The 17370-nt window shown below is 38.3% G+C and carries 16 protein-coding genes, 2 pseudogenes and 1 riboswitch; of the genes and pseudogenes, 13 read left to right on the forward strand and 5 right to left on the reverse strand.

Annotation, left to right across the window (positions count from 1 at the left end; all coding sequences use genetic code 11):
* Positions 1-3: 3 nt before the first annotated feature.
* From JCM12304_RS12265 to brnQ, 8 genes and pseudogenes are all read left to right on the forward strand, one after another.
* Positions 4-414, forward strand: a complete 411-nt coding sequence (locus JCM12304_RS12265) for a sensor histidine kinase (protein ID WP_060680680.1) — start codon at positions 4-6, stop codon at positions 412-414.
* Positions 396-677 (forward strand): sensor histidine kinase, encoded by a 282-nt coding sequence (locus JCM12304_RS12270; RefSeq protein WP_082388040.1) that lies wholly within the window; start codon positions 396-398, stop codon positions 675-677. Before JCM12304_RS12265 ends, JCM12304_RS12270 begins: the two co-directional genes overlap by 19 nt.
* Complete coding sequence (locus tag JCM12304_RS12275) at positions 674-1327, forward strand: response regulator (RefSeq protein ID WP_019378833.1); 654 nt, start codon at positions 674-676, stop codon at positions 1325-1327. The genes JCM12304_RS12270 and JCM12304_RS12275 overlap by 4 nt, the downstream gene beginning before the upstream one ends.
* Positions 1317-1787: a GAF domain-containing protein gene (locus tag JCM12304_RS12280; RefSeq protein ID WP_019378834.1), complete on the forward strand. Its 471-nt coding sequence runs from the start codon at positions 1317-1319 to the stop codon at positions 1785-1787. Before JCM12304_RS12275 ends, JCM12304_RS12280 begins: the two co-directional genes overlap by 11 nt.
* Before the next feature lie 15 nt (positions 1788-1802).
* Complete coding sequence (locus JCM12304_RS12285; protein ID WP_040954125.1) at positions 1803-3134, forward strand: sensor histidine kinase; 1332 nt, start codon at positions 1803-1805, stop codon at positions 3132-3134.
* Positions 3135-3407: 273 nt separating this feature from the next.
* Complete coding sequence (locus JCM12304_RS12290; protein ID WP_060680684.1) at positions 3408-4421, forward strand: AraC family transcriptional regulator; 1014 nt, start codon at positions 3408-3410, stop codon at positions 4419-4421.
* 38 nt (positions 4422-4459) lie between these two features.
* Positions 4460-5253, forward strand: a pseudogene (locus tag JCM12304_RS12295) (SDR family NAD(P)-dependent oxidoreductase).
* Between the two features lie 191 nt (positions 5254-5444).
* Positions 5445-6801 (forward strand): annotated as a pseudogene (brnQ, locus tag JCM12304_RS12300) (branched-chain amino acid transport system II carrier protein).
* 33 nt (positions 6802-6834) lie between these two features.
* On the opposite strand, the gene JCM12304_RS12305 reads toward brnQ, so the two are convergent.
* The gene (locus tag JCM12304_RS12305; RefSeq protein WP_060680688.1) at positions 6835-7497 is read right to left on the reverse strand and encodes a GntR family transcriptional regulator; all 663 of its coding nucleotides are present in this window, start codon (positions 7495-7497) and stop codon (positions 6835-6837) included.
* A gap of 178 nt (positions 7498-7675) precedes the next feature.
* Positions 7676-9271 carry a catalase gene (locus tag JCM12304_RS12310; RefSeq protein WP_060680689.1) on the reverse strand — a complete coding sequence of 532 codons (1596 nt, stop codon included), beginning with the start codon at positions 9269-9271 and terminating at the stop codon, positions 7676-7678.
* Positions 9272-9494: 223 nt separating this feature from the next.
* Here JCM12304_RS12310 and JCM12304_RS20100 point away from each other — a divergent pair, with 223 nt between their 5' ends.
* Both JCM12304_RS20100 and JCM12304_RS12315 read left to right on the forward strand, forming a co-directional pair.
* On the forward strand, positions 9495-9617 hold the full coding sequence (locus JCM12304_RS20100) for a hypothetical protein (protein WP_019379033.1): 123 nt from the start codon (positions 9495-9497) through the stop codon (positions 9615-9617).
* Between the two features lie 150 nt (positions 9618-9767).
* Positions 9768-10871 (forward strand): mechanosensitive ion channel family protein, encoded by a 1104-nt coding sequence (locus tag JCM12304_RS12315; RefSeq protein ID WP_040954131.1) that lies wholly within the window; start codon positions 9768-9770, stop codon positions 10869-10871.
* A 195-nt stretch (positions 10872-11066) separates the two neighbouring features.
* Here JCM12304_RS12315 and JCM12304_RS12320 read toward each other — a convergent pair whose 3' ends face one another.
* Entirely contained in the window at positions 11067-11834 is a 768-nt protein-coding gene (locus tag JCM12304_RS12320) for a DUF3891 family protein (RefSeq protein WP_060680690.1), read from the reverse strand.
* A gap of 171 nt (positions 11835-12005) precedes the next feature.
* On the opposite strand from JCM12304_RS12320, the gene JCM12304_RS12325 reads away from it, so the two are divergent.
* Positions 12006-12956 (forward strand): calcium/sodium antiporter, encoded by a 951-nt coding sequence (locus JCM12304_RS12325; RefSeq protein ID WP_019379037.1) that lies wholly within the window; start codon positions 12006-12008, stop codon positions 12954-12956.
* A gap of 282 nt (positions 12957-13238) precedes the next feature.
* Here JCM12304_RS12325 and JCM12304_RS12330 read toward each other — a convergent pair whose 3' ends face one another.
* A complete protein-coding gene (locus tag JCM12304_RS12330) occupies positions 13239-14372 on the reverse strand; it encodes a conserved virulence factor C family protein (RefSeq protein ID WP_019379038.1) in 1134 nt (377 codons plus the stop codon).
* Between the two features lie 139 nt (positions 14373-14511).
* Positions 14512-14691, forward strand: a riboswitch (cobalamin riboswitch).
* A 117-nt stretch (positions 14692-14808) separates the two neighbouring features.
* Between JCM12304_RS12330 and JCM12304_RS12335 the strand changes: the two genes are divergently transcribed.
* The gene (locus JCM12304_RS12335; protein ID WP_060680691.1) at positions 14809-15279 is read left to right on the forward strand and encodes an acyl-CoA thioesterase; all 471 of its coding nucleotides are present in this window, start codon (positions 14809-14811) and stop codon (positions 15277-15279) included.
* 32 nt (positions 15280-15311) lie between these two features.
* Here JCM12304_RS12335 and JCM12304_RS12340 read toward each other — a convergent pair whose 3' ends face one another.
* Positions 15312-15752 (reverse strand): YaiI/YqxD family protein, encoded by a 441-nt coding sequence (locus tag JCM12304_RS12340; RefSeq protein WP_060680693.1) that lies wholly within the window; start codon positions 15750-15752, stop codon positions 15312-15314.
* A gap of 204 nt (positions 15753-15956) precedes the next feature.
* On the opposite strand from JCM12304_RS12340, the gene cypC reads away from it, so the two are divergent.
* Entirely contained in the window at positions 15957-17213 is a 1257-nt protein-coding gene (cypC, locus tag JCM12304_RS12345) for a CYP152 family fatty-acid peroxygenase CypC (RefSeq protein ID WP_060680695.1), read from the forward strand.
* Positions 17214-17370 lie beyond the last annotated feature (157 nt).

Raw genomic sequence — 17370 nt, forward strand, 5'->3', positions numbered from 1 at the left:
GGGATGATTGAGTTGAGAGAAGATTTTCATGTTACTAATTATATGAATCAAGTACAGGAAGAAGAGATGAAGCGGATTGCTAATGAATTACATGAGGGGCCAGGGCAGCAGCTTTTCAGTGTAGCGACAGGTTTAGAGTTTCTGCAATCAAGCATACAAGAACCTGGTATGCGTGAGTATGCAAAGGAGCTAAATCAATTATTAAGGCGTACCATAGAAGAAATCAGGTTTATTTCCGCAGAGCTATATCCGATTACATTAGGGAAATTGGGACTTGAAGCTGCTTTGAGAAGTTTTTTTACTTTGTATACGTCCACGTTTGGAGTGGTTGTTCATATGAATCGTTCGGGTGAAAGAATAGAATTATCGGAGAATCTTAGTCTGGCTATTTTTCGATGTTGCAGGAAGCCTTGATTAACATTGCAGCATATGCAGAGGTGGATGAAGCCGATGTTTATTTTACATGGGAAAAGAAATCATTGAAAATAGATATTAGAGATAAAGGCAAAGGATTTGATAAAGAAGCGGCTATCGCCAACCATCGTATGAAGGGAGTGGCTGCTATGGAGCAACGGATGAAGCAGGTTGGAGGGGAATTTAGCATTACCTCTGAACTTGCGCAAGGGACTACCGTTACCCTGCTCCTGCCGATTCAAGAGGGAGGAATGGAACGATGATTCGAATACTATTGGTAGATGATCATGCTGTAGTTAGAATGGGGCTTAAAGTTATGTTAAATGATGTGCCTGAAATGGAAGTTGTAGGAGAGGCTTCCGAGGGAAACGAAGGCATAGAGAAAGCGTTGGAAGAAAAGCCTGATATTGTGCTGATGGATTTAAGTATGCCACATGGAAAGGATGGCTTGTCAGCTACCTCTGAGCTGAAAAAGCAACTTCCTGATACAGCCATATTAATTCTTACCATGCATGATGATGAAGAGTACCTGTTTCGGGCTATTCAAGCAGGCGCTTCTGGATGTGTCTTAAAAAGCGCTCCACATCAAGAACTAATTGAAGCAATTAAATCCGTATGTGCAGGAAATGCTTATCTGCATCCATCTGCTACAAAGCGGCTTATGGATGAATATATAGGGAATCTGAAACAGGATGGACAGGAAAACTATCAATTGTTATCTGATAGAGAAAAAGAAGTTTTAACCCTAATTGCGAAAGGCTACTCGAATAAAGAGATTGGTGAAAAATTAGTTATCAGTGTTAAGACTGTGGAAGCGCACAAAAGTAATTTAATGGAAAAACTACAGATGAAAACAAGACCGGAGCTCGTTTCATACGCATTGAAAAAAGGGTTGTTAGGCTATGGCATTTAATAATCAAAGAGAGGAGTCGACAGAAATAAAAGAGAAATTTTTAGCTGAGTGCAACATGCTAAGAGAGAATATGCAAATTGATTTTGTTGGTATAGCACTACAGCAAACCGAGGGATTAAATATCACATGGCCTTTTGTTAGTGGAAATACAACGAATAAGTATAAGTATATAACTGTCCGGTACGGAAAGGGAATAGCAGGAAAAGTTATTTCTACGGGAGCAGCTTTATCAATAGATAGCTTCCCGGATGGGATCTCCGGAAAACCAACTGAATACCCGATTATGCTTGCAGAACGACTCTTTGCTGTGTATGCGGTACCAATAAACTTTAAAGGCATGCCAAAAGGAGCTCTATTGGCGGGAATGCGTTCCCCAATAGTTTGGAGTGATACAAACATAAAGCAAGTGAAGCAAATGACTACTGAAATAGAGAAATTATTACCGTACTATTTTAAGTAAGAGGGATGATGTCTTATGAAAAATAAACAGAAACAAAGGGAAATTCGCAGAAATGATCAGGAAGAAGCAACAATAGTAATTGATGCTTCTGGAACCGTTCATTCTATAAACGAACAAGCTGCTCAACTATTTGAACTTACAAATATAGCTATTAAACATATTACTTCCTTATTGCCCGGAATTAATATTGCCTCACTTAAACATGGGACAGTTGCACAGCAATTTGGGGTAAAGGGAGATGGCACTAGATTTCCCCTTTACGTGAGGAAAAATAAATTTCCATTGAACGGAAAAGAGTTAATTTTACTTGTTTTTCATCAAAATAATGATCACACTTTATCTGGTATGGAGCCACAAAAAGTAGTCGATGAATTGATGGATATGAAATATGCACTCGATGCTTCCACTATTGTTGCAATTACAGACCAAAAGGGTCAAATTAAATATGTAAATGATAAATTTTGCGAAATTTCTAAGTATACAAGTGATGAATTACTCGGTAAAGATCACCGCATTATTAACTCCGGGTACCATCCAAAAGAGTTTATGCGAGAGCTTTGGAGAACAATTGCTAATGGGAAGGTCTGGACAGGAGAGATAAAAAATCAAGCAAAGGACGGCAGTTATTACTGGGTGGACACAACGATTGTGCCATTTCTTAACTCCCAAGGGAAACCATATCAGTATTTAGCTATTCGCTCGGAAGTCACAGATAGAAAGAGAATTGAAGAAGAATTGCAAGAGACAATGAGTAAAATAATTACCGTTCAAGAGGAAGAGCGAAAAAGATTATCCCGAGAAATCCACGATGGGATTGGACAGAATTTGTACAGTCATTTAATTACAATTAATCGACTAAGTACAGCGGTTAACCATCCACTTGTAGAACAAATGACAGAGGAAGCTACACAGCTAATTCAGGAAGTGAGAGACTTTTCCTGGGCGCTTCGTCCATCTGTACTTGACGATTTAGGGTTAATACCGGCCATTCGATCTTTCCTGAATAGATACTCTGAAAACTATGGGGTGGATGTCTTTTTTGATTGCTCTTTACCTTATCGACTGGATAATAATGTAGAAATTACTGTATATCGAATCATTCAAGAGGCATTAACAAATGTGCGTAAGTATGCCAATACGGACCAAGCCTCTGTTGTTATTCGAGAAGATGAAAAAAGAATACGTGTAGTTATTGAGGATAAGGGGGAAGGTTTTAATCCAGAGGCGCTATCTGAAGGGGTCGGATTGATCAGTATGGAGGAAAGAGCCCGATCGGTAAATGGCCAGCTCTATGTTAAGTCGCAGAAAGAACAGGGCACAACTGTCATCCTGGAGGTACCGGTGTAAAAAAAGAGAGATGAATTGGTTTCATCTCTCTTTTTAGTGTTTTAATATGCCAAGAGGCTCTAATATATTAATCGGACACGTTTATTTAATTAACGTACCTTTTTTGATTTGGTCGTATAAGAAAGGGTTTATTTGACGTGATAAGTTAGTAGAGAGACGCTTTTTGCTAGTTACAAAGCAACATTGGATTGGTAATATTATACTTGTCCTGGAAAAAGAAAGATGCAATATAAACGTGTGAAGTTATAAATAGCTAAGGGAGGGACTTCATAAATGACATCTTATGCTCGTATTAAATTCCCAGCAGGATTTTGGACAGGATTGCATCAATTAGGAATTTCCTCACATGAGGTAGTTCGAAAAGCTGGACTACCATTAACTATTATTAATGAACCAGTTGTCACCGCCTCACAATATTTCTCTATTTGGCAGGCCTATTCCGATATCATGGGTGACACTGCTGAGGCTATTATCAAGTTAACGACTGGTTTCGAAACAGTTCATTTTCCTCCAACTGTTCTAGCGGCTTACCATGCTCGTAACTACCGTGATGCACTAACACGAATGGCTCGGTATAAGCGTCTATGTCCCCCTGAAAGCTTACTAATAACAGAGGAAGGCGAGAATTGTACTATTAAACTAGATTGGCTGCATACCGATCAACCAGGTCCGCCGATGTTAACTGGTATTACGCTTGCATTTCTATTGGAGTTAGGACGCAGGGGAACTGGCCAACCATTAATGGCGAAATCCGTAGAACTATCCGATTTAATGGGCGATGTCAAGTCGCTCGAAGCTTATTTCGGGTGCCATGTTCAAATAGGTGGAAATTTTAACAAATTAACGCTCCACAAAAGTGACCTTGATCGCCTCTTTGTCTCGTATAACGCAGAATTGCTTGAAATCCTGACGCCTTCATTAGATCAATCGTTAAACGGGTATCAAAATAATAAATCTATTACGGAAATGGTTAAGTGGATGATGAAGCGCAGCCTTGCCGGAGGTGACTCTACCCTTCATCTGATTGCAGGAGAATTAGGAGTAAGTAAACGCACCTTGCAGCGCCGTCTCCATGACGAAGGAATAAACTTTAATCATCTATTGGCACAAGTCCGGCAAGAGCAGGCTCGAGGATACTTAGCAGATCCCTCACTTGATATTGGTGAAGTGGCTTTCCTTGTTGGATATGAAGACCAAAACTCATTCTATCGGGCCTTTCGACATTGGGAAGGCGACACTCCATCAAGTTGGCGCACAAAACATTTAGATACAAACTCAATAAACTGATCTTGCTTTTAACTATATTTGCAAAGGAGAAATATATAATGGATATGGGATTAACCAATAAAACAGCTTTAGTTACAGGTTCAACGAAAGGAATTGGTAAAGCAATTGCAATAGAACTTGCCAAAGAAGGTGTTAATGTCCTTATTAATGGAAGAGATTATGAAGAAGTTGAACGAATTGTAAATGAAGTAAAATCAGATTTTCCGACTACCTCTCCTCAAAATGCAACTGGAGATATTGTGGATAGTCATCAACGAGAAGTTTTGTTCCAAAAATATCCCAATATAGATATTTTAGTTAACAATATGGGTATTTATGAAATTATGAATTATGAGGATGTTGAGGATGAAGTATGGGAAAAATACTTTCGGACTAACGTTCTGGCTGCCAATGGATTATCTAAATTTTATTTACCTAAAATGTTAAATAATGAGTTTGGCCGGATAATCTTTATTGCGAGTGAAGAAGCAGTTATGCCTTCAGGCAAATGCCACAGTATTGTATGACAAAATCAATGTTATTATCATTGTCAAAAAGCTTATCTAAATTAACAACTGGAAAAGACGTTACAGTTAATACAATCATGCCAGGTCCAACACTCTCTGAAAACGTGCATCAAATCATTGAGGATATGTACGCTAATAAAGATATGACTTTTTCAGAAAAAGAGAAAGCATTTATGAGCGAAAATCTGCCTCACTCTGAATTACAGCGATTTATTAGACCTACTGAAATAGGCCGGCTAACTACGTTTGTCTGTAGTCCTTTCTCATCAGCATTTAAAGGGTCTCCGCTCCGTATGGACGGTGGACTGGTACCTACTATTTTTTAGTAGTTATTATTAGAATTACAAACGCTATTACAAAACAAAACGTATAACAATATTATAAGATAGAACGGCAATTTTTACCGGGTGTAATTATTTTGTCGAAGTATGTTGCATTTATATAGAAATGGTAGTATGATAAACACCTGCAATATATTGCATACAACATATGAAATGCAACTGGGAGGAATAAGCATATGAAGGAAAAGCTATCATTCTCATCTTATACGGTTATAGGGGTTATGCTATTTGCACTGTTCTTTGGGGCAGGTAATTTAATTTTTCCGGCACAACTTGGTCAAAATGCAGGTACAAATATGTGGCCGGCTATTATAGGGTTTTTAATTACTGGTGTCGGCCTTCCACTGTTAGGAATTCTGGCTATGAGTATTTCAGGAAGCAATAATCTTCAAGAGCTTGCCAGTAGGATCCATCCTTTATATGCGACCATTTTTACTTCTATGCTTTATTTAACCATTGGGCCGTTCTTTGCGGCGCCTCGTACAGGTACGGTTGCTTATGATGTTGGTATATCACCATTTGTAGGAGAAAGTTATCAACAAGTTGGCTTACTAATTTTTACTTTGCTATTTTTTGCGATTACCCTTTGGTTTTCGTTGAATCCAGCAAAGATTGTAGATAATGTAGGGAGAATTTTGGCACCAGGCATTGTTATTCTAATTGTGGTTTTATTGGCAATGGTTGTTATAAAGCCAATGGGCGTAACAGAGCCGCCTGAGGAAGGATATAGAAGTGGTGCCTTTATTCAAGGCTTCCTTGAGGGCTATAATACGATGGATGCATTAGCATCATTGGTTTTTGGAATTATTGTCATTAAGGCAATTCGAGCTATGGGGGTAACCGTCTAAGAGAGGGATTCTTATAGCCTCTGCAAAGTCCGGGCTTGTAGCGATTACGTTATTGGGTGTTATATACGTAGGTATTGCTTATTTGGGAGCAACCAGTGTTTCCACTTATGGTATATTTATTACCGGCGGACCTGTGCTAAGTAGTGCTGCATCTCATTATTTTGGAATGTTAGGCACGGTTTTACTTGCTATTATTATTACACTTGCTTGTCTGACAACAAGTATTGGGTTAACCACAGCATGTGCAGAGTATTTTCAGCAGTTATTCCCGAAGTTCAGCTATAAACAGTTCGTTGTTTTTTTCTCTGTTTTGACATTTGGGATTGCTAACTTTGGTTTGACGAATATTATTAATTATTCTATACCTGTACTCATGTTCTTATATCCTTTAGCAATTGTGTTAATGCTACTAGCTTTTTTATCACCTATTTTTAAAGATAAAAGATTAGTCTATGTTTCTGCAACTATAGTTACATTTTTGGTCAGTGCTATTGATGGATTAAAAACATTATGTGGAACATTGGGCATCGACTACTTTAGCTGGATGGTTCCGATTATTTCCTTTTACGAAAATGTTCTCCCATTATATGAACAAGGACTTGGATGGCTGCTTCCTGCTATTATAGTTATCCTGATTACAGGCATCGTAGCACGTTTTCAAAAGTTGAATACCGTTCAAGCTTAAAAAAACAGATACTCTGACAGAGTATCTGCTTTTTTATTCTTTATTTAACAACTGAAATTCTTTTATGGTGCGCAGCCAGTTTTCTTTCATGATTGGTGCTAGTTTTTCTGGAGAGCCTTCTTTCATAATTTCAATTATTTCGGTATGTTCTTGTATGGATTTTTCAGTTAAGAATAATAGAGTTATGAAAGAATAATCTTCTGACATGTGCTTGCAGAGAAGCGACCATGGATAGATATATGAGTTATTTGCCGTATCAACAATAATTTGATGAAACTCTTCATCTATTCGAAGTGCATTATAATAATGTCCTGAACGAATAGCTTCTGCAAATCTTTTATTTGTTGATTCCAGTAAATTAATTATTTCATCTGTTAGATGTGAAATCGCCAGCTCTGCAGATAAAACCTGGAGGGCTGCAAGAGGAGGCAGAAGGTCTTTAATCTCCTCTCCTTCTACTTCGGTAACCTGTGTAGCTTTACCAGGATACATTTTTACAAATCCTTGAACTTCTAATAGTTGTAAGGATTCACGAATAGGAGTCCTGCTTACGCCTAAAGCCTTTGCAAGTTCGTTATCGTTTAATTTTTCACCTGGCTGTAAAGTACCATCAATAATCCATTGTTGAATTTGATTGTAAGCGCCTTCCTTGGCGGATTGGCGAATGGGTTTAGAATGATCAGAAGGAATTGGCATGAAGTGTCATCCTCTCATTATATGTAGGTATATAGTATTTAGTATACAATAAAATAGGGATATTTGATATATTAGTTGCTATATGAGGTTCATTCAATTTTTTCTATATAAAGAAATGAAGTTGGAAAATGAAGTAAAAAAAGATCGCTCACTACTTGGGGTAGTGAGCGGATATTATTTAGTAAGGTTCAGCGTCATGGCCTTTCTTAATTGCTTGTTCTGGTGCCTTTTCTGCATCTTTAACGCCGAGTGGATTCTTACTTGTTCCATCTTTTGTTGCTTCTGCTAATCCTTCTCTAAGCCGACGCCCATATTGTTCGTCTGCTTCTTCTGCAAGCTTAATCATTTTGTCCTGTATTTCTTGTTTACACTGGGAAAGATCACCAATTAGATTTCGCAGCAGCTCGTCCTTCTCCCAATCCTCAAATCTACGGTATGTTTCACCTGCTTGCTTTGTATTGCTTTGTCTGTCAATAGACTCCCTAACTAAATTGCCTTTGATCATAGGGCGATATTCAGTGCCAAGCTGCTCTGCTTCTTTTAAACCGCCTAACGAGGAAGGCTCATAGTTTACATGCGGATTTTGATCTGGTGCTTTATCGTTTTGGTAGCGTAGTTGTCCGCCTTCCTGGTTTGTCGCGACACGTTTTTTGGAAGCGTTAATTGGTACCTGAAGATAGTTGGCCCCTACACGATAGCGTTGTGTATCCGAATAGGAAAATGTCCTGCCTTGAAGCATTTTATCATCGGAGAAGTCGAGCCCATCAACTAAAACCCCTGTACCAAATGCTGCTTGCTCTACTTCTGTAAAGTAATTTTCCGGGTTCTTGTTTAAGACCATTTTTCCAACAGGCAGCCAAGGAAATTGGTCCTCGGGCCATAGTTTTGTATCATCTAATGGATCAAAATCCAATTCTAGGTGCTCATCATCACTCATTATTTGGACAAATAACTCCCACTCCGGAAAATCTCTCTGCTCAATCGCGTCATATAAATCCTGTGTCGCATGATTAAAGTTAGTTGCCTGAATTTCACTTGCTTCCTCAACGGTTAAGTTCTTAATTCCCTGTTTCGGCTCCCAGTGATATTTCACCAGTACAGCTTTACCTTCTTTATTAACCCACTTATACGTATTTACCCCGGAACCTTGCATCATTCGATAATTTGCAGGAATTCCCCATGGTGAGTAAACAAAAGTTACCATATGGAAAGTTTCAGGAGAATTTGCACAAAAATCGAAGAATCGCTGGCTATCTTGAATATTGGTTACAGGGTCTGGTCTAAAAGCATGAATCATATCAGGAAATTTCATAGCATCACGGATAAAAAAGATTTTTAGATTGTTACCGACAAGATCCCAATTGCCATCTTCTGTATAAAATTTAACTGCAAAACCTCGAGGGTCACGAACTGTCTCCGGTGAATGGTTTCCATGAACAACTGTTGAAAAACGTACAAAGACAGGTGTCTGCTTTCCTTTTTCCTGGAATACTTTTGCTCTTGTATACTTCGAAACAGGTTCCTCACCAACCTTGCCATATGTTTCAAAGTAACCATGAGCACCTGCGCCACGTGCATGTACAATGCGTTCGGGAACTTTCTCTCGATCGAAGTGACTTATCTTTTCAATGAAATCATAATTCTCCAATGTAGCTGGGCCTCGATTTCCGACTGTGCGTATGTTCTGATTGTTCGTCACGGGATGTCCTTGTCTTGTTGTTAAGGAATCCTCATCCTCTATGTGTGTCTGATTTTCATCCTGTTGGTTATGCATGATTTATATCCCTCCGCTATTTTTTATGTGCTAATCTTTTTTATTGTTAACTAAAGGGTAAATTTTATCCCGAATTCCAAGGAGTAGGTCAGTCTGTGGTCTGATAAATTTCCCATCAACGGTAGGTCTGAATTATTGGCAAAGATCAGCCCCCAAATGGACGAAATTTGTAACTGGAAAAGATAAACTAAGTAGTAACAAAATAACGGAGGGAGCACGTGTGATGATTAATATAAACTTTGATCTGTATAAGAGCATAGCGGAAGTGAGGATGGAACATAACTTTAAATGGAAGGCGATCGATGGGAGACTTCTAGAAGGATTTGTTAACCTAATGGCAAGATAATAGAAATATACTAGTTGTCGGTGAAAAGACAAAAAGATTTAACTCTTCCTCACTAGCATCAAATAGGAATCTACTCGGCCAAGGTCATATTTCCCCCATCTATGAATATACTGGTGGAAGTTATTTATTGAGACGGGGGTTATCAAATACATGTCTTGGGAGTCCTTCTATTCATATGACAACATCATTCAATTATCCATATCAGCAACTATATTACTTTTGTCTTTTTTACTTAAAAAGTATTTAGCTAAGTATGTGTTTCTGGGTTTATTAAAATTGGGGCGAGGGAGGTTAAATGGCTTTTTCGCCCAGTTGAGACTATCATTTGAAAGACCGGTACAAGTACTTATTTTTATTACCGGGGTTTACATCGCTATAAGATACTTTCCTTATTTTTCACAATCTAATCCCTTCTTTTTGCACGTGATAAGATCAAGTGTGATCCTTATGATTGGTTGGGGACTTTTTAATTTATCATCATCTTCATCAACACTTTTCTCGAAAATAAACGAAAAATACAATATGAAAATAGATAATATCCTTATTCCGCTCTTTTCAAGGGCCTTACGCTTTATCATTGTAGCTATTAGTATTAGTGTGATTGCCCAGGAATTCGGATACGACATTAATGGTTTTGTAGCAGGTTTGGGGATTGGTGGTCTGGCGTTTGCGTTAGCTGCAAAGGATGCGCTTGCGAATATGTTTGGAGGTATTATCATTATTACAGAAAAACCATTTACAATAGGTGACTGGATTCTCACTCCGAGCGTAGAAGGTACGGTAGAAGATATTTCTTTTCGCAGTACAAAAATACGGACATTTGCCCAAGCGGTGGTGACAGTTCCTAATGCGACATTATCAAACGAAGCCATCACCAACTGGAGTAAGATGGGGAAGCGACAGATCACGTTTACACTTCGAGTAACCTACGATACACCACGGGAAAAAATCGAAAAAGTGATAAGCGAAGTAGAGGAGCTGCTTCGTAGTCATCGGGATATTCATCAGGAGACCATTTTTGTAAATGTGGATGCATATAAAGAAAATGGAGTTGAACTTTTCTTATATTTCTTTACAAAGACAACGGATTGGGGGAAATATCTCAAGGTAAAGGAAGAGATCAATCTTTTCATCCTTGATTTACTTGAAATGGAGCAAGTAACCCTTGCGTTGCCAACCAGAAAGCTAGTTATGGAAGAAAGTGCTTATATAAACCCAATAGCAATAGAACGAAAACAAGAAGTGAGAACTTAGCTATTTGCTAGTTCTCACTTTTTTATGGTTCTAATAGATATGTTGAGGTTATCCAATAATTTACAAGAAGGACAAACTACAAAGTAACTATTGAATGTACGAGATAACGTTTGCACCTAAGCATTTGCAATAGAATCTTGTATCAAAGTTCAGTTTTACAAAGATCTATTACCAAAACAACTATTTCCTTCATCCTTATTTTTCGGTGAAATGGTAGGTTAATTCTTCGTAAGGTGTGCTGATATAGCTATCTATCAAACCCTGTTCGGAAATGGCCGTTTTCTTTACTGTTTTTTGTTTTAAAGTAACTGTAAATGGGTTCTTGAATGGAAATGGATCTAAATGAATATGATTTTCTCTCTTCCAATTTGGCTGGATAGTTCCATCTAAAAAAGATTTCAGAGGTTCGGATACAGCTACGCCCTTTTTAAAAAAAGGATGGATACTCTCTGCTGTAGGTTCGGGTTCATTTAAACAAAGATATAAGGAAAGATTATCTCCAAGCTGTAGTAATGCATAATGGAAATCAAAAGCATCCTGGTCGAAGCTAGAAATGCTTAAGAAAATTCGTTCGCGTCTTTCTTTTTCGTGTTGAATAAATTTTCTGGAGGCGTGATCCTTATTATTAACTAGAAAACGCGAGTAATGTTCACTGCACAATGCTGCAGCATAAGGGTCAGAAGCTTCTACTTCATCTATTCCATTTTTATATAGAACAATCTTAGCGGGTTCCGGAAAGTTCATAAAAGTATATGGAGCTTGATCCTTCTCATTCCAGAAGGGTTCGATATCAAAGGGTTGCCACCCACAGTCGTGCTTAGCAATAGCATACTCCACCGATTTACGTAAAGCATTCTTCTTGAATAAGTCTTCTCTCCAGTTCCCCATTATTTGAAAAGATGTATCTGCATGGTGATGTTGTTCGATCATTGTGAATTCCCTTTCATGTTCTCGTACAATCATTGAGTACCACCTCATTCAGCATTTAATTTTTACTATTTTATACCCTTCCTAAGGGAAGAATACACAAAGAGGATATTTGTGACATAATAAGAAGACTTAAGTTACAATATAGCAAGAAGTAGGATAGACTTTTATATAAATGCTTCAATCTATAAAAAAGGAGAAAGATGCATGGCATATTTTTTATTACTGATTGGTTTTGTACTATTAATAAAAGGAGCTGACTTATTTGTTGATGGCTCATCTAATATAGCTAGATTGCTGCGAGTCTCTCCAATGTTAATAGGATTAACAATTGTGGCTTTAGGGACGAGCTCTCCTGAAGCAACAGTAAGTATTATAGCAGCATTGGAAGGTAGTTCTGAAGTTTCTTTAGGAAATGTAATCGGGAGTAATATTTTTAATCTTACCCTCGTAGTAGGTATCGCCGCGATATTATACCCTTTGAAGGTTGAGAGTGAGACGGTACGAAAAGAAATTCCATTTACTTTACTTGCTAGTATTGCCTTACTTGTACTAATTAGTGATATTTTCCTTGAAGGGGTTAGTGCCAATTTTCTTACTCGCAGCGATGGGATCATCTTTCTTCTATTTCTGTCTATCTTTATGTACTATGTTATTGAAGTCGGCTTAAGAAATCGGGATAATTCGGAAAAGGAAGTCTCGCCTGACGTTAAGTGGCCAAGAAATATTTTATTTACAGTACTAGGAATTGTCGGCATAATTATTGGCGGGGATATGGTTGTATCGAATGGGACTACGATTGCTTATTCGCTGGGAATGAGCGAGACATTAGTAGGTTTAACGATTATTGCAGTCGGAACCTCCTTGCCAGAGCTGGTAACTTCAATTACAGCGGCAATGAAAAAGGAAAGCGAGATTGCATTAGGTAATATTGTTGGAAGTAACATTTTTAATATTTTATTTGTATTAGGTGCTTCCTCCGCTATAACGCCATTACCAGTCAATAACAAAGTTTTTATAGATATTACTGTAATGATTGTGCTAACATTACTTCTGTTATTATTTTCACGGACCAGTTATAAAATTGGAAAAGTGGAAGGAAGTGTTTTAGTAATCATTTACGTTGTTTACTTAGCGTATATCATTTTTAGAAATTAAATAATAAGAAAAGCCGAACCCTTTAGTTATCACGTAAGGAAATACTAGGGGTTCGGCTTTAATTTTGGATTTAACTATGACATTATGGAGATCGAAGCTAAATCTGTTAGCAGCGTCCCGGAGCACGTAGCTCTTTTTGAAAAATAGTAAATCTGTCTCCAAAGCTCCCTTAAGCTAATCGCTTAAAAAACTAAGCATTACATTCTCACTTACGTTGCCGCGAACGTCATTAATGGGAGGCTATCGTAGTCCAAGTCCGATGACGGGGCTAGCCTGTCTTCCTTACCGTTTAGCAGCTTCAGTCATTTGACTCCAAATGGAACCCTTTGCTTCTTCGCCGCCTTCAATTCGGGCAAGGGCCATTTTTACCTGCATTCTAACTTCGAATTCCTGATCATCCATGGCCTTTTGAAGTGCGGGAATGGCAGTCTCATCTCCAACCTCATATAAAAACATAGCAGCACGCCAACGAACCAGTCTGTTTTTATCAGATAGAGCTTTTATCATGGCAGGTGTTGCTTCTTTAAATCCAAGATCTGATAAACAGTCACCAGCAGTTCTTCTAACATTTACAGCCTTATCCTCTAAAGCTTTATAGAGGTATGGAAGAACCTCCTTTTCCTCAATCATACCAAGATAAGCTGTCGCAAGTCTGCGAATCGAAGCCTTTTCATCATCTAACGCTTTATCTAACACCGTCAGGTCCTCAAGCGTTGGGTCCATCTGATCCAGTGCAGCATACCTTGCTTTCCAGTCAGATTGATCTAACATTTCTAATGTGACTGTCTTCCTTGCTTGTTGTGGAACATCTTCTGAAGTTTCCGAGGATGCCTTTTCTACAAGTTGTGTTAATCGTGCGGTATCATACGTTGCAGCTAATTCTTCTTTAACTTCTACTCCTATTTCTTTTATATCACCATAGCGAGGACTTTGTTCAATCCATTTTCTTTCCATTAGGTAATTATCGGCATCCTTGGATGCTTCCATAGCTGCAGCTGCAAATCGTTCAGGTAAACCAATACGCTCCTCTTGTTCAGCCTCCTGCAATTTAATTTGCATAGGAATTCCTCTAAACATCTGTATATAAACTTTTATCTCACCAAAAGCGTCTTCCTTAGTTTCACTTTGAGGGAGAGATTGCTCTTCATGATCTTCTGCGGAACCAAGTGTCTGTCTTACTTGAGGGAGGATTTCTTCCCATGGCACTCTTGGATTCCTTTCCAATGCAATGAAATCAACAACACGATAAAGACCTTTAACTCCATGAATAGTAAATAATTGCTTAACATATTCTGGTGCGTGGGAAAGGTCATCATCCTGCTTATAATTTTCTGTTTGATTTTCTTTAAGTGGCTCATCTATATTAATTTTCATTGAATACGGACTTGGGGTAGGCTCTATCGATACTATTTTCAAGCTTATGTTCCTCCTTTTATATGTATTATCCATGATTTTATCAAAGAAGAAAGCTGATATCCATTGGCTTGATTTAACTAGCGAAGGAGGCAGGTAATTTTTTAGGATAAAAAGATAACTTAATGATATAATGGAGAGAATTATATACATTGCCTATGGTGACTGTAAAGTTGAAAAGGGAAGATTGGTGAAAGTCCAACGCGGTCCCGCCACTGTAATGAGGAGAACCATCCAAAGCCACTATTTTTATTATAAAAATGGGAAGGTGGATGGTTTAATGATTCTAAGCCAGGAGACCTGCCATATGGAAGAACATTTAAGTCCTACGGGAGATGGGAAGGTGTTGCGGATTCTTATGCAAATAGATTTATTTGATTTGTATATTATTAGCATCTTCTAATGTAGAGGGTGCTTTTTTAATGGAGGAGGCAAGTTTATGGAGCAAGTAGCAATGAAGCATTCAAAAACAATTCAAACACGATTAGTGTTACCACCAGACACAAATCATTTAGATACTATTTTTGGTGGAAAGGTTTTAGCGTATATAGATGAAATAGCGGCATTGACGGCTATGAAACATGCGAATAGTGCGGTGGTGACCGCATCGATTGATTCAGTGGATTTTTTATCTTCCGCAAAAGTTGGGGATTCTTTAACTTTGGAAGCATTCGTTACATATACAGGGACCAGTTCCATGGAAGTGTTTGTGAAGGTAACCGCTCATGACTTAATTAAAAATGAAGAAAAACTAACCACCGAGTCCTTTTTGACAATGGTGGCAGTAAATGAATTTGGCAAACCACAGCCGGTTCCGAAAGTTTTCCCGGAAACGGAAGAAGAAATAAGATTGCACACAGCTGCACCTAAACGAAAAGAGAATCGAGAAAGACGCGCAGCATTAAAATGAGGAAGACCAGTCTGAATGATTAGGCTGGTCTTTTAATTTTCGATGCTTTTTAAGAATAGGTGTCTAAATTTATTTCTATCTTCCTCTGTTAAAGCTTTGGGCCCTTTTGTACGCTTTCCACTTTTTCTTTCCATAGCGCTCAGATACCTTGTCTGTAAAAGTTGATCAATATTGTTGTTCGTATAGGCAAAACCTTTATGATGCAAAACGGTACATCCTTTTGCTAATCCAAGAGAAGCGAGACCATAATCCTGTGTAACGATAAGGTCTCCTTTATTAGCAAGTTTCATAATTCGATAGTCAGCAGCTTCTGCCCCAGTATCTACGTACACTGTTTCAACCCCAGCTGGTTGCTCTTCATTAGAATAATGTGAAAAACTGGTTACAAGAGTAACAGGTATAGCTGCTTTTGTGGCTTCTTCAATAACTATTTTTTTTACTGGGCAGGCATCTGCATCTACATAAATTTTCATCGGAAAATCTCCTTAGAAATTAGCTTAATTGATTGTGATAATAAGTCGGAAGTGATTTTTTGTCAAGGGAGAATATATAATTTCAGCGAATTAGAAATTGTTTTTAGGATTCATGTGAGAGAATATGTTTAAAACAAATGGAAAAGGTTAGAAGTATATATAGAGCTTACAATAAGATGAATGTATGGTGAAAGGTGTGAATTAATGATGGAGCAAAGAGGAATTCCAAAAGAATCAGGCTTCGATAAGAGTATAGGTTTGTTGCGAGAAGGATATATGTACATCCCAAATAGACGACACAGCTTTCAAAGTGATTTGTTTGAAACTCGCTTGCTTGGACAAAAAGCAATTTGCATGGGGGGTAAGGAGGCTGCGGAAATTTTTTATGATAATACCAAATTTAAAAGAAGCGGTGCAGCCCCCAAGCGTGTTCAAAAGACATTGTTTGGGGAGAATGGCGTACAAACTTTGGATGGAGAGGAGCATAAGCATCGGAAGCAAATGTTTATGTCGCTCATGTCCTCGGAACGATTGGAACATCTAAACAACATTACGTATAAACACTTGGATACGATGGCAACGGACTGGGAAAAGAAGGGGCAGATAATTCTTTATGAAGAGGCAAAAAAGTTAATGACACGGGTTGCTTGTGAGTGGGCAGGTGTTCCACTTTGGGCAAAGGAAGTGGACAAACGAGCAGATGATTTAAGTACAATTATTGAATCCTCTGTTTCTATGGGGGTTAATTATCGTAAAGGGAAGCAAGCTCGTAACCGGTCAGAAAACTGGATGAAGGATTTAATTGTTCAAGTAAGGAACGAGGAGCGAATGCCAGAAGAAGGTACAGCATTATATACTATCGCATGGCATAGAGATCTCCAGGGTGATTTATTAGAGCCAGATGTAGCAGCTGTTGAATTACTTAACATTTTAAGACCAATTGTCGCAATCGCTATTTATATTAGCTTCACAACCCTGGCAGTTCAGCAGTTCCCTGAGCAAGCAAGAAAACTAAAAGAAAATGGTAGCGACTACTATCAAATGTTTGTGCAGGAAGTAAGACGTTACTATCCATTTTTCCCATTTGCCGGAGCTCGTGTGAAGGAGAATTTTACATGGGAAGGGTTCACCTTTAAAAAAGGAACATTAACACTGCTGGATTTATATGGTACCAATCATGATCATAGATTATGGGATAATCCAGATAGATTTGAGCCAGAACGCTTCAAGACATGGGAAGGAAGTCCATTTGATTTTATTCCACAAGGTGGAGGAGATCACTACCTCGGACATCGCTGTGCGGGGGAATGGATTACCGTTCGAGTAATGAAAGTGGTGCTCGATTATTTTGTTAATAGGCTGGATTATCAGGTACCGACACAAGATTTAAGTTTTAGCATGGTATCTATGCCAAGCATTCCTAAGAGTGGAATAAAGCTGACTCAGGTGAAGAAGGTATAAGTTAATAAAAGAGAAGAAGATTTTTAAAACCAGGCTATCAATACAGTGGCCTGGTTTTTGTTGTAGTGAGCATGAAGAGGATGACGGACATTGGGAGCGGGGAATTGGGCGTGAATGTCTATCATGAAGGAGATGACGGACATTGGGAGTGGGGAAT

Source organism: Virgibacillus halodenitrificans JCM 12304, from assembly GCF_001310895.1.
Classification (GTDB): Bacteria; Bacillota; Bacilli; order Bacillales; family Amphibacillaceae; genus Virgibacillus_Q; species Virgibacillus_Q halodenitrificans.